A 12,797-nucleotide genomic window follows, 5' to 3' on the forward strand; every position below is an offset into this window, starting at 1 on the left:
CTAAAATCTCTCGAAATAACGATTGCCCTAGCCCAATGTCATTAAGTTAAGAGAGAGAGAAAAAAAGCACGCAGATTTAACTGATTTTAACTGATTTTTCTGCGTTAAACCTGCAAAATCTGCGTGAAAACAAAAAGAGTACTTAAGGTAATAACATTGTTCCCTAACCCTTATGGGAACGGCATCCTGTGGCGCTGGGGTTCGCCACAAGAGATATAGTGGACAGCAGGATTAGCTCCTAAACACTCCCTAATTTAAAATAAAAAGTACAACCCAATCCGAGTTCGCTTTTTACGCCAATGGTTCCGTTTTGCGCCTCGATAAATTCTTTTGAAATGGCCAATCCAAGTCCTGTACCCGTTTTATGGCTTCCGGGAATTTGGAAATATTTATCGAAAACTTTGTTTTTGTATCGAACATCTATTCCTTTTCCTTTATCGATTACCGCAAATACAACTTGATGTTTTTCGCTTTTTAACTGTATCATAATCGTGCTTTTTTCGGAGGAATATCGTATGGCATTGGTCAAAAAATTAATCAAGACCCAAACGGTTTTTTCGCTATCTGCTTTGATGCTTGGGAGGTTTTCATCGGCTTCAATGACTAGTTCAATTTGCTTTTGTTCTGCTTGTACTTTTACGGCTTCTGTGGCATACTGTGCAATATCATACGGATTGCTTTTTTCGATATTCAACTGAATGTTTCCAGTTTCTACTTGTGAAAGTTCCAATAATTCTCCTGTAATTTTCAACAAGCGCTGACTGTCTTCTTTGATGCTGTCCACCAAATGCTTTTGTTCTTCGTTAATGACACCTGTTCTTTCACTTTCAAGCAATTGCAAACTCATTTTTATCGAAGCAATAGGCGTTTTCAATTCGTGGGAAACGGTGGCAATAAAATTGGTTTTGGCAAAATCTAATTCTTTGAAAAAAGTAATATTTCTCAAAATAATTACATTTCCAATAGCTATCGCTTGGTCTTCGCCTGTTGGTTTTATGGTGATTTTTACAATTTCTTTTTCAAAATAACTTTCTTTATCATCGGCGAAAATTTTCATTATTTGCGCTTTTTCATTTTCTGATTTCTCCACAAGCAAAGATTGCATCAAATCATTCGTCAAGCCCAATTTTTCAGCCGACTTTCCGACAACCTCCTCTTGTTTCAAGCCCATAATTTTGATGGCTTCATCATTGATAAACAAAATCACGCCCTCATTATCTAAACCTATAATTGGGTCGTGCATATTGTTGATTAAAGTCTCTAAACGCTTTTTCTCAAAAGACAATTTGTACAAATTACTATTGTGGTATTCTTGCAATTTTTCGGCCATTGTATTAAAGGAATTGGCTAAGTCTCCAAATTCGTTATGGTGTCTAAAATGAACCCTTTCTGAATAATTCTTATTAGCAATTTGCTTGATACTTTCGGTCAATTCTTTGATGGGATTTGCAATATTGTTAGGCATATTGACCAATAAATTAAAAGCAATCAAAAAGCATAAAGTCCCAACTACAGCAATCCATAAATTGGCGGTTTCAGCCGTGTGTTTTGCAATATCACTTTTGATTTTTATGGCGTTCATATTGAGCTTCATTATCTCAAAAATGTTTTGTCGAATTTGCGCTTTTAACTTTTCGTTATTGCTGTCTCCCTTTAATAAATTGAAATTAGATTTTAAATCATTAGTAGCAACATCTTCGTTCTTCTCAGTAATATTGGATACTTGTTTATTGAGGTTAATTTCAAAAACCGCTATAGCTTTATTTTTGTTAACCATCATTTCATCGAGTGAAAGCAACATATTACGCGAATATTCCAAAGTATTATAATTTGCATTTAGAATATTTCCAGTGTCTTTTTTAATTGAAAAAACAGAATACGCACTTGCCAATGAAAGGATAATAATTAAGCAAAATAATAATCCAACGCCTAGATTTAATTTGGTTTTGATTCTCATTTTAGGATAGTATTATAAATTATGATAATATGACTAGATCAACTTTTGATAGCGAAAGCGTATTCAGTAAACGTCTAAAAAGCGAGGTTGATAAAATAGCTTTTATAAAACTATACTGTGGTTTTCCAATACAGACTGTTGTAATTTGTTTTTGTTCGACTATGGCCAAAATGGCATCGGTGATTTTTTTGTTTTCAACTTTAATTACTTTTGCTCCTAATTCTGTGGCTAACTTAAAATTATTAATCAAGCGTCTTTGTTTGTCCAAAGCAATTTTGTCGCTACTTTCCTTTGGTGTTTCAACATACAAAACATACCAATCACTATTGTAATAGGTAGCCAAACGAGCCGTTTTTCGAATCACTATTTTGGCAGTTACATCATTAGAACTGATGCAAGCCAATAATTTTTCGTGACGCAATGCAATTTTTTTAGGGATTTCATTTTCTACTTTTCGAACGACTTGGCTCGCCACTTCTTTCAATGCTAATTCACGCAATTGCAAAATTTGGTCTGATTTAAAAAAATTATTCAAAGCCGTTTGAATTTTATCCGCGGTGTAGATTTTACCTTCCTTTAATCTGGCAATCAAATCCTCCGAAGTCAAATCGATATTCACCACCTCATCCGCCATTCGGAGTACATTATCTGGAACTCTTTCTTTGACATCTATATTTGTAATCTGCTTTACATTTTCATTCAAACTCTCAATATGCTGGATATTTACCGCCGAAATCACATTGATTCCAGCTTCGAGAATTTCCAAAACATCTTGCCAGCGTTTTTCGTTTTTACTTCCTTCAATATTGGTGTGCGCTAATTCATCTACAATCACCACTTCGGGACGCAAATTGATAATGGCTTGCACATCTAGTTCTTCGAGCTGCTTGCCTTTATAAAAAATACTTCTACGCGGTATAATTGGCAAACCGTCAAGTAATTCGTGGGTTTCCTTGCGATTATGCGTTTCGATATAGCCAATCTTAACGTCAATTCCTTTCTTTAGCAAGGTGTGCGCTTCTTGCAACATTCGGTATGTTTTGCCTACACCCGCACTCATTCCAATGTAAACCTTGAACTTACCTCTGCGCGATTTTTGGATTAAATCTAGAAAGTGCTTTACGTTATTTTCTTTTTCATTGTCCATGGTAATGCTGTGAGATGTGAGATGTGAGATGTGAGATGTGAGATGTGAAATGTGAAATGTGAGATGCGAAAAGTGAAATGATCCTTAAATACCTTTTCACTTTTCACTTTTCACTTTTTACTTTTTACTTTTTACTTTTCACTTTTTACTTTTTACTTTTTACTTTTTACTTTTCACTTTTTACTTTTTACTTTTCACTTTTTACTTTTCACTTCTATCTTATTTCATTTTGTTGTTTTTAAATAGAAATAGCCAAAGATGCAGTAACAAATACATTACTATTGGTTGGAGTATTGCTCTTTAAAAAGATATCGTCTTTGCTATTTAATGTTCGTGCTTCCAATCGAAACATAATGTTATTGGCTACCAAATAATCAAAATTTGCAGAGAAACCATAAGTCTTAAAACCATTTGGCGTTCCCGTTGCAATGATTACACCATTTTTATCCTGATAGTATTCTCCTCTAGCGGCCAACTGAATTTTGTCTGTGGGTTTGTATTGAACGATTACTGATGGATTGTACCAAACATCGTAATCGCTACTTCCTTTTGCGGATTGCTGCGCTCCAATATCAAAACCAGCAACTAGACTTGTTTTTTCGGTAATTTTAAATGTCCCGAAAAAATCGTTAAAATAGCGCCATTTTTTATCGACATCAGGTTGTTCATTTCCAATGTAAGTACTCCAATTTAATGAAAGACTTGACGATGGTTTAAAAGTCACTTGAGTTCCAAAAGCAGGCGTTTGATTCCCATCAATTTTTTGGATACGTTGCCAACCATTCAAATACATTGCTGCCAAATACCATTTCTCCGATTTCGAAGTGTACGCTATTTTTACACCCGCTTCATAATAAGGCGTATTATCAGCCCCCAAACTTCGGGTCAAAGTCATACAATCTTTCCCAATCGCACTTTCAAAACCAATATGCGAAGGCATAACTCCCGCATCAATCCAAAGATTGTGCTCTTTTGAAATTTTCACGCCTACATTCGCTTCAAACACATTTTTCAATAAATCCTGCTCGGCCGCCATATTGTATTGAGCATAAGTTCCCGCCATTAGGGCAAAATTCGCGCGAACATTCTCTTTCGAATAATTCACCTTGGCGATTCCTAAATTCAAATTCACCTCATTTGACCTATTATGATTGTAAATAAATCCCGATTTGGTATGATTCTCAGGTTTCCCAAAATCATAACTATAATACCCTTCTATATAACCTAAAAAAGTAATGGGACTTTTTGATGCTTCTTGAGCATAAATTGTTGTAAAACCAAAAGCCAAAAAGGCTGCAACTAGTATTTTTTTCACTTTATTTTATTATTTATTATTAGGAGCTAATCCAGCTATTCACTGCAATCTTTAGTGCCAAACCCTGGCACTAAAGGATTTCCGTTGCTATCTGGGCTAGGGCATTTCGTATTTCAAGACGTTTTATTTTAATTTATCTAAGGCTACATTCAACTCTAAAACATTTACCGTTGAAGTTCCCATTAATGATGGTTTATTGATGTTAGATTCTACCAAAGCTTTTACTTTATCCTCAGGTAATTTTCTAACTTGGGCAACTCTTTTCACCTGAATCAAAGCACCTTCTGGTGAAATATTGGGGTCCAAACCACTTCCCGAAGCCGTTACCAAATCCGATGGAATATCCGCTTTTTTCAAATACGGATGTACAATCAAAAACGTGTCGATTCTTTTTTGAACCAAAGCCAGATACTCTGCATTGCTTGGTCCATTGTTGCTTCCAGCACTTCCAGCAGCATTATAATCTACTGCCGATGGACGCCCCCAAAAATAGTTAGCTTTATCAAATTTTTGACCTATTTTTTGATACCCTATTACTTTTCCATCAACAGTAATGGTTTCTCCTTTACCGTTATTGGGAGCAAATTGTGCAATGCCATAAATAGCCAATGGATAAATTACAGCGAATAAAATTACCATTAATACGGTGAATTTTAGTATTGAAAATATGTTTTTCATTTTTGTTTTTGTTTTTTCCTCACCCCCAGCCCCTCTCCAAAGGAGAGGGGAGCCATAGTGGATGAACAAGTTGTTATTGTTACTACTATTTTGAATCATAAACTGAATGATTTACTAATTATCTATTTCAGTTTCGTCCCCCCCCCTCTCCTTTGGAGAGGGGGGGGGTGAGGATTATATAAATAATGCTACCACCAAATCGATGGCTTTAATTCCAATAAAAGGCACAATTATCCCGCCCAAACCGTAAATCAACAGGTTTCTTCTTAAGATAGCTTCTGCACCAATTGGTTTGTAATCCACTCCTCTTAAAGCTAGCGGAATCAAAATCGGAATGATAATCGCATTGAAAATCACCGCTGATAAAATAGCACTTTCAGGGCTATGCAATTGCATAATATTCAACCCTTGCAAGGTTGGAATTGCTGTGATGAACAAAGCAGGAACAATTGCAAAATATTTGGCTACATCATTCGCAATGGAGAAAGTAGTAAGCGTTCCTCTGGTCATCAATAGTTGTTTTCCAATTTCAATGATTTCGATTAATTTGGTTGGGTCATTGTCTAAATCCACCATATTACCTGCTTCTTTAGCCGCTTGAGTTCCACTGTTCATCGCTACACCAACATTGGCTTGAGCCAAAGCAGGCGCATCGTTGGTACCATCACCCATCATCGCTACTAGCTTGCCTTGTTCTTGTTCGTTTTTGATGTAATTCATTTTGTCCTCAGGCTTGGCTTCGGCAATAAAATCATCCACACCCGCAGCTTCGGCAATAAATTTGGCAGTTAATGGATTGTCTCCTGTCACCATCACCGTTTTTACACCCATTTTTCTCAAACGCTCAAAACGTTCTTTCATTCCCGTTTTGATAATATCTTGCAACTCAATCACCCCTTGAACAGCGTTATTTTTAATAACTACTAATGGCGTTCCTCCATTAGAAGAAATAGAAATAACCGTTTGGGCAATATCTTCTGGAAAAACATTTCCTGCTTGCTGAACGATATTTTTGGCCGCATCTTGAGCCCCTTTTCTGATGTTGGTTCCGTCTTTTAAAACTACACCACTGGTTCTTGTTTCGGCAGTAAATTTGATTAAAGTAGCTCCTTCGATAGATAATTTTTGCGCAACTTCATTTCCAGCCAATTCCACAATACTTTTTCCTTCTGGAGTGTCATCTGCCAATGAACTCAAAACAGCCGATTGAATAAATTCGTCTTGCGAAACTCCTTTTGCAGGATAAAAATTCGTTGCTTTTCTGTTCCCAATAGTAATGGTTCCTGTTTTATCCAAAAGCAATACATCAATATCTCCGGCAGTTTCTACCGCTTTACCTGATTTGGTAATCACATTGGCACGCAACGCTCTATCCATACCCGCAATTCCAATGGCAGAAAGTAATCCACCAATAGTCGTTGGAATCAAACAAACGAAAAGCGAAATGAAAGCTGCGATTGTAATAGGTGCATTGGCATAATCAGCAAAAGGTTTCAAGGTCACACAAACAATCACGAAGATTAAGGTAAATGCTGCCAAAAGAATGGTCAAAGCAATTTCGTTTGGTGTTTTCTGACGGCTTGCTCCTTCTACCAAAGCAATCATTTTGTCCAAGAAACTTTCTCCAGGTTCTGAAGTTACGATTACTTTAATTTTATCAGACAATACTTTTGTTCCTCCAGTTACCGATGATTTGTCACCACCTGCTTCACGAATCACAGGAGCACTTTCTCCGGTAATAGCACTTTCATCTATGGTTGCCAATCCTTCGATAATCTCACCATCCGTAGCGATGACATCACCTGCTTCGCAGACGAATACATCTCCTTTTTTAAGTTGTGAAGATGTTAGATGTGAAAAGTGAGAGGCATCAAGATTGTGAAAAGAGACATCTGACATTTCACTTTTTACTTTTTTTACAGATGTTTCTTCACGTGTTTTCCTTAAACTATCCGCTTGAGCTTTTCCTCTGGCTTCGGCAATTGCTTCTGCAAAATTGGCGAACAAAAGTGTTGCAAATAAAATCAAGAATACTATGAGATTGTAAGCAAAACTACCTTGATTGGATGCGCCAAATAAAATGGCAATACACACAACAAACATAATAGCGGTACCAATTTCAACGGTAAACATTACCGGATTTCTGAACATTGTTTTTGGATTAAGCTTTACAAAAGACTGCACTAGTGCTTCTTTTACTTGCTTACTTTCAAACAATGATTTGGAATTATTTTTAGTCATTTTCTTTAGAATAAAATGTTAGATGTTAAATGTAAAATGTCTTGATTTAGGATATATTTGATATAATTAAAAAATTTATAAAATATGAAACCGCATAAAAATTTAAATTCTTGGATTAAAAGTTTTGAATTTGTGAAAGAAATTTATTTGGTCACTAATAATTTTCCACCTGAAGAAAAATTTGGATTAACTTCCCAAATAAGACGAGCTGCAGTCTCAGTTCCAGTAAACATTGCCGAAGGTGCCGCAAGAAAAGGGACAAAAGAGTTTATCCACTTCCTACATATTTCTTTAGGCTCATTATCTGAACTTGATACTTTGATTTTATTAACTAAAGAATTAGACTTTATCAATAAAATAGAAAGCGAACAATTGATTGAAAAGTTAGATGTCATTGGAAAACTTATTTATGGATTAATTAAAAATCTTGAGAACAGATTGTAAAATGTTTTATGTGAGAAGTAAGTTGTGAGAAGTGAAATGTGAGAAGTAGGTTATAAAAAGTAAAATGCGAGAGGTAGTTTATTAAATATTAAACATTTAAAGTAAAAAATAACATTTCACAGATTTATAATTCACAGATTTAAAATTATTTATTTTAACTTCATTGCTATCCGAAAGTTTTAATGAATGAGCATAAAATACCTTGTTACCCATTATAAATAGGCGTTTACTTTTTTATTATGCTGAAAATAAGTCAGAACTGAATTTTAATTCTGGTTCTGATCTTATTTTTTTGGCTCCATCTCCAACCTGATTGCAGATATAATCTAAACTTAAATAATACACTAAACAGATTCTGATTTTTTCAACCAGATTTGAGAATGACTTTGTCTTTTTTGATATGGTTCTGTTTATCAATTCAAGCAACAAATAACAAATCAAAGCGATATAAATTTGCGATTTAACCGCATTTTCACTTGTACCCAAGAATGTTTTTATCTGTAGATTTTGTTTCATCGCCTTGAAAAACAATTCGATATCCCATCTCTTTTTATACAAATCGGCTATTGTTCTTGCTGACCATTCTAAATTATTGGTTATTATTTCGATAATCTTATTTTCGTCTTGCTTATACACATGGACTAATCTTAGTCTTTCTTGGTTAATACCTGTCTCTATGGCTTTACTACTGTTTAAAACAACTATTTCGTCCTTGATAATGTCTTGGTCTTCTTCATCTGGCAAATCCAACTCTTGGATGGATTCGTACAAAGTATTTGTCTTAATCCTAGTTACAAAAACATTTTCTGCTTGAATTCGATGCAGCATCAATGCGAAATCAAAATAAGCCCTGTCTTCCACAACGATGGTTCCTTTTGAGAAAACTAACTGGCCTATACCATACCGATCGTGTGTTTTAGCTTCGGTTATATTTACCAAATCCGGGATTTGTAAATTATCATCCCAGCAGGTGTGTATTTTTAAGCCACCTTTTGCTGTCCGAAACTTTGCCCAGTCAAACATATTCAAGCACAAACTGATTGTGGTACTGTCTATCAATTTTATGTTTTGTTCTTTAATTTCTTTGATAAAAAAGATTCACTTTTTAAAACTCTTCCATAATGTTTCAAAAGCCTGTAATATAGGGATTCAAACACTTTCCAATCACGTTTTTTATTGCCATCACTCATCGTGGATCGTGCTGGACTTTGAATCAGTCCTAAATCCCCAATAAAAGTCTCACTGACCCCAATTCCCGTGGAAATATCATTTAAAGTGTAGCATTTATTAAGCTGTCCGTAAGTTAATGCAACAAATTGGTCGTAAGTCTTGTATTTAATACAGCCTTTGTCGGAACTGTGTTTTTTAGCACAAGATTCAAGCATCCATCGAGGAACAAGGTCAATAATTTGTCGAATAACTGGTTTTTTGATATTTTTGTTTCGCCTGAAGAGTCCCATAAAGTATTATTTGTTTCGCAAAATCAAAAATACGGGATTCTCAGGCATTTTTTATTTTAGACTTTCGGATAGCTATGGTGCCATTTATCTGTATAATCACTTTCTGTAGTTGCCTAAAAGGATCTACTTATGATTTCTTTACAATTATGAAAAATCCTTATGGAATCCCCCAATCTGTTTATAAAAAATACAATCCTATCGTAAAGTAAAGTAACTATTGAAAAAAAGCGCCCTTGAAATTCTTTATTCCAAGAGCGCTTTTTTTATTGTTTAAAAATGAAGTACTTATTTTTTTGCCTTCTCGTAAAGTTTTTCTAGTGATGGAAAAAGAAAGTCAGCTGTTTTTTGAATCGGATTAAAAAATAGCGATTTATCCAAGGTCTCTTTTTTTGCCAAGAAATTATGGTAATTGATTTTTTCAAAAAGCGTTAAAAAAATACTGATAATCAGGATGGCTTTTAAAACTCTAAACACACCGCCACCCACTTTGTTGATCCAACCCAAATAAGCAAAATCGGCTAGGCCTGTGAAAAATTTGCTGAGCATATAAATACCCACTACTACTACAATGAAGGTAAGCACAAAGGCTACGGTTTTGATGGTGTAGGGATTCCAATGTACGATACTCGAAATCAAAGAAGCCATAATCGCCGAAAATTTCACGGCTATATAAATTCCAATTACTAGGGAAACCAACGAAGCCAATTCGGCAAAAAGTCCGTTTTGAATGCCTTTGAACAGCGCATAAGCCAATAGACCACCAATTAAAAGATCAAAAAATGTCATGTTTTTAGGGTAAAAATTAAAGGTGCAAATATAAAAGAAATAGGCGATACCTGAACTCAATTTTCAAGTCCTTATCTTTGTGCAAAATAATTTTAATTTACGTTTTACAAAGCTGTAGTTCAAATCTACATCCATAATTCGTTAATCTACAATCAAAAATTAAATGTCTAGAGATATACAACTAAAAGAACGCTGGGAACAACTCGTTACCCTTTTATCCGATCGATTTTCGCAAGGCGAAGATTTGGATTTGGATGCCATAATTTACCTTATTGGTGTACAAGAGTTAGGTCAGGTGCACCGCGAGTTTAAAAAAGACGAAAAAGTCAACCTAATGCACATTGCGATTTGTAGACTGCTTGAACCTTATGGGTTTTATGAGTTTGACTTTTTTGATGAAGAAGGTTGGCCACATTATAAAGTTAAAGAAGAATTACCTCCGTTAAAAGCGGGTGAACAATCCGTTTTGATGAAAGAGGCGATTGTAAATTATTTTGTAGAACGCGAGGTGATTGAATAATATATTTTATTGTAGGGACAAGTCGCGACTTGTCCCTACAAACAAAAAATCATATATTTGCACCTCAATTATGGAATGAAAATGATAGATAAGATAAAAGAATACATTGCAGAAGCACAAGCGTTTTCTACTCAAAATGGAGCTGAATTGGAAGCGTTCCGAATTAAATATTTGGGAAGTAAAGGGCTTTTGAAAGACTTGTTTGCTGAGTTTAAAAATGTTCCTAACGATCAGAAAAAAGAATTTGGACAAGTCATTAACTTGCTAAAAACTACTGCTGAAGAAAAAGTAAAGTCAATTCAAGAGCGTTTAGAAAATCAGCAAGAAAGCAAAGGCGTTTATGGCGATTTGACCCGAACAGGAGAGCCTATTATTATTGGTTCTCGTCACCCGATATCTTTAGTAAAAAATCAAATTATTGATATTTTCTCAACCATTGGATTCAATGTTTCTGAAGGACCAGAAATTGAAGACGATTGGCATAATTTTACAGCCTTGAACTTGCCAGAATACCATCCGGCTCGTGATATGCAAGATACTTTTTTCATTCAAACCAATCCTGATGTGTTGTTGCGTACGCATACTTCATCGGTTCAGGTACGTTACATGGAAAACAACAAACCGCCTATTCGTACCATTTCGCCAGGTCGTGTGTTTCGTAACGAGGCTGTTTCCTCACGTTCGCACTGTATCTTTCATCAAGTAGAAGGGTTGTACATCGACAAGGATGTGTCTTTTGCAGACTTAAAACAAACACTTTTGTATTTTACGAAGGAAATGTTCGGGAAGTCGAAAATTCGTCTTAGACCGTCTTATTTTCCGTTCACGGAGCCAAGTGCAGAAATTGATATTTATTGGGGTTTAAAAACCGAAACGGATTATCGTATTACCAAAGGTACAGGTTGGTTGGAAATTGGTGGTTGCGGAATGGTAGATCCTAATGTTTTAACCAATTGTGGTATCAATCCAGATGAGTATAATGGTTTTGCTTTCGGAATGGGAGTAGAGCGTATCGCTATGTTGTTGTATCAAATTGGAGATATCCGTATGTTTTATGAAAACGATGTGCGTTTCTTAGAGCAATTTAAATCGATTATTTAGTAACTAGTTAATAGTCCTTAGTCCTTAGTTCTTTTGGAGTCATAGCATTTATTGACTGAGGACTAAGTACTAGGGACTCATTTTTTTAAACTATGAAAAAAGACATCATCATACCTGTTGTAGAAAATGTATTCATGGCCGCCGTTCAAGAATGGAGCGACGACTTTATGGAAAAAGTGTGGTACGCCTACTTGGTGAACGATAGTGATTTTGACATCGAAAGTGTGATGGTAGTTTCCAAAGCATTTGGTACTATCGATGGAGAAATGAAAAAAACTTCACTCTTACGTCATGCTTTTGTACACGTTACTTCAGTATCGGTAGTGAAAGTTGAAATGATTGAGAAAAGTGTGCTTTCGCTCAATAACGAGTTTATGGTAACGTATTTTATTGATGGTACCTTGTACGATAAAAAGTTCATTTTTAAAGCCAATAGCATCAACGAAACCGATACGGAAGAAGTGCCAATTTTATTTGTTGAAGGAGTAATTGTTAGATAAATAGTGCTTTACAGAGCATAAAAAAATACCGTTAAGTGAGCGCTTAACGGTATTTTTTTTGAAGTAAATTTTAGTGTTATTCCTTCCATCCCCAAGGAGCACTTGGATTGTCTATTGGTTTGGTTAGGTCAAACGTCACGGTAAAAAGACGATCGGATCCTATGCGTCTTAAGTTATAACTAAATACTTTTTTGTCTAAGGTAATCCACCAAAGATTAGTAGCCGCTTTGGGTAGTAAATCAGCTGTTTCTTGATCGGCCGGAAAAAACTGAAGATTAGCCATTCCGGTATTTGGAGCCATTCCGCCATATTGCGTTACTTTATCAGGGGTTCCATCTTTATGACGGTGGTCGTGTTTGAGCTGAATTTTATTGCCTTCAAAAGTCAATACCCATGTTCTAGATTTATCATCTCCGACAAAAAAAGGAATGCGAATGCGGTTTTTTTCACAGCTTTTTACATGCATAACCAATTTTTTTCCTGAAAAAGAATCGTTTGCCGAGCCACCTGCAGTAATTTGTCCCTCAAAAGATTGTCCACAATGCGTTTGTAATTCGGTCCAAAATTCAGTAGCGCCTGAGGTATTTTGCGCTGTGCAAATTGAAAATAGGCTTGATAAAAAAAGTGAATATAAAAATTTCATACGCT

The 12,797-nt window shown here is 35.4% G+C and carries 11 protein-coding genes and 1 pseudogene; 4 read left to right on the forward strand and 8 right to left on the reverse strand.

Annotated elements, in window-relative coordinates; genetic code table 11:
- Positions 1–238 precede the first annotated feature (238 nt).
- The 5 genes from AO58_RS0100245 to kdpB form a co-directional block, all read right to left on the reverse strand.
- Positions 239–1,957, reverse strand: a complete 1,719-nt coding sequence (locus tag AO58_RS0100245; protein ID WP_024979789.1) for a HAMP domain-containing sensor histidine kinase — start codon at positions 1,955–1,957, stop codon at positions 239–241.
- Between the two features lie 19 nt (positions 1,958–1,976).
- Complete coding sequence (locus AO58_RS0100250) at positions 1,977–3,104, reverse strand: histidine kinase (RefSeq protein WP_024979790.1); 1,128 nt, start codon at positions 3,102–3,104, stop codon at positions 1,977–1,979.
- 238 nt (positions 3,105–3,342) lie between these two features.
- Positions 3,343–4,419: a porin gene (locus tag AO58_RS0100255; protein WP_024979791.1), complete on the reverse strand. Its 1,077-nt coding sequence runs from the start codon at positions 4,417–4,419 to the stop codon at positions 3,343–3,345.
- A 123-nt stretch (positions 4,420–4,542) separates the two neighbouring features.
- Positions 4,543–5,097, reverse strand: a complete 555-nt coding sequence (locus tag AO58_RS0100260; RefSeq protein WP_024979792.1) for a K(+)-transporting ATPase subunit C — start codon at positions 5,095–5,097, stop codon at positions 4,543–4,545.
- A 174-nt stretch (positions 5,098–5,271) separates the two neighbouring features.
- Positions 5,272–7,338, reverse strand: a complete 2,067-nt coding sequence (gene kdpB / locus AO58_RS0100265) for a potassium-transporting ATPase subunit KdpB (protein ID WP_024979793.1) — start codon at positions 7,336–7,338, stop codon at positions 5,272–5,274.
- 84 nt (positions 7,339–7,422) lie between these two features.
- On the opposite strand from kdpB, the gene AO58_RS0100270 reads away from it, so the two are divergent.
- Positions 7,423–7,782: a four helix bundle protein gene (locus tag AO58_RS0100270; RefSeq protein WP_024979794.1), complete on the forward strand. Its 360-nt coding sequence runs from the start codon at positions 7,423–7,425 to the stop codon at positions 7,780–7,782.
- Positions 7,783–8,019: 237 nt separating this feature from the next.
- Here the strand turns inward: AO58_RS0100270 and AO58_RS17690 are convergent.
- Both AO58_RS17690 and AO58_RS0100285 read right to left on the reverse strand, forming a co-directional pair.
- Positions 8,020–9,242 (reverse strand): annotated as a pseudogene (locus tag AO58_RS17690) (IS4 family transposase).
- A 285-nt stretch (positions 9,243–9,527) separates the two neighbouring features.
- Positions 9,528–10,028, reverse strand: a complete 501-nt coding sequence (locus AO58_RS0100285; protein ID WP_024979797.1) for a CvpA family protein — start codon at positions 10,026–10,028, stop codon at positions 9,528–9,530.
- A 163-nt stretch (positions 10,029–10,191) separates the two neighbouring features.
- Between AO58_RS0100285 and AO58_RS0100290 the strand changes: the two genes are divergently transcribed.
- The 3 genes from AO58_RS0100290 to AO58_RS0100300 all read left to right on the forward strand — a co-directional run bounded on the left by AO58_RS0100290 (position 10,192) and on the right by AO58_RS0100300 (position 12,149).
- A complete protein-coding gene (locus AO58_RS0100290; RefSeq protein WP_024979798.1) occupies positions 10,192–10,548 on the forward strand; it encodes a hypothetical protein in 357 nt (118 codons plus the stop codon).
- A gap of 81 nt (positions 10,549–10,629) precedes the next feature.
- The gene (gene pheS, locus AO58_RS0100295) at positions 10,630–11,649 is read left to right on the forward strand and encodes a phenylalanine--tRNA ligase subunit alpha (RefSeq protein ID WP_024979799.1); all 1,020 of its coding nucleotides are present in this window, start codon (positions 10,630–10,632) and stop codon (positions 11,647–11,649) included.
- Positions 11,650–11,741: 92 nt separating this feature from the next.
- On the forward strand, positions 11,742–12,149 hold the full coding sequence (locus AO58_RS0100300) for a hypothetical protein (protein ID WP_024979800.1): 408 nt from the start codon (positions 11,742–11,744) through the stop codon (positions 12,147–12,149).
- Positions 12,150–12,225: 76 nt separating this feature from the next.
- Here AO58_RS0100300 and AO58_RS0100305 read toward each other — a convergent pair whose 3' ends face one another.
- The gene (locus AO58_RS0100305) at positions 12,226–12,792 is read right to left on the reverse strand and encodes a hypothetical protein (RefSeq protein ID WP_024979801.1); all 567 of its coding nucleotides are present in this window, start codon (positions 12,790–12,792) and stop codon (positions 12,226–12,228) included.
- Positions 12,793–12,797 lie beyond the last annotated feature (5 nt).

Origin of the sequence: Flavobacterium succinicans LMG 10402 (assembly GCF_000611675.1) — a bacterium.
Taxonomy (GTDB): Bacteria; Bacteroidota; Bacteroidia; order Flavobacteriales; family Flavobacteriaceae; genus Flavobacterium; species Flavobacterium succinicans.

What these genes read in the sequence shown, in the direction of transcription:
- AO58_RS0100245 (WP_024979789.1), bottom strand. Translation starts at nt 1,957, where the DNA reads ATGAGAATCAAAACCAAATTAAATCTAGGCGTTGGATTATTATTTTGC.
- AO58_RS0100285 (WP_024979797.1), bottom strand. Translation starts at nt 10,028, where the DNA reads ATGACATTTTTTGATCTTTTAATTGGTGGTCTATTGGCTTATGCGCTG.
- AO58_RS0100270 (WP_024979794.1), top strand. Translation starts at nt 7,423, where the DNA reads ATGAAACCGCATAAAAATTTAAATTCTTGGATTAAAAGTTTTGAATTT.
- kdpB (WP_024979793.1), bottom strand. Translation starts at nt 7,338, where the DNA reads ATGACTAAAAATAATTCCAAATCATTGTTTGAAAGTAAGCAAGTAAAA.
- pheS (WP_024979799.1), top strand. Translation starts at nt 10,630, where the DNA reads ATGATAGATAAGATAAAAGAATACATTGCAGAAGCACAAGCGTTTTCT.
- AO58_RS0100305 (WP_024979801.1), bottom strand. Translation starts at nt 12,792, where the DNA reads ATGAAATTTTTATATTCACTTTTTTTATCAAGCCTATTTTCAATTTGC.
- AO58_RS0100250 (WP_024979790.1), bottom strand. Translation starts at nt 3,104, where the DNA reads ATGGACAATGAAAAAGAAAATAACGTAAAGCACTTTCTAGATTTAATC.
- AO58_RS0100300 (WP_024979800.1), top strand. Translation starts at nt 11,742, where the DNA reads ATGAAAAAAGACATCATCATACCTGTTGTAGAAAATGTATTCATGGCC.
- AO58_RS0100260 (WP_024979792.1), bottom strand. Translation starts at nt 5,097, where the DNA reads ATGAAAAACATATTTTCAATACTAAAATTCACCGTATTAATGGTAATT.
- AO58_RS0100290 (WP_024979798.1), top strand. Translation starts at nt 10,192, where the DNA reads ATGTCTAGAGATATACAACTAAAAGAACGCTGGGAACAACTCGTTACC.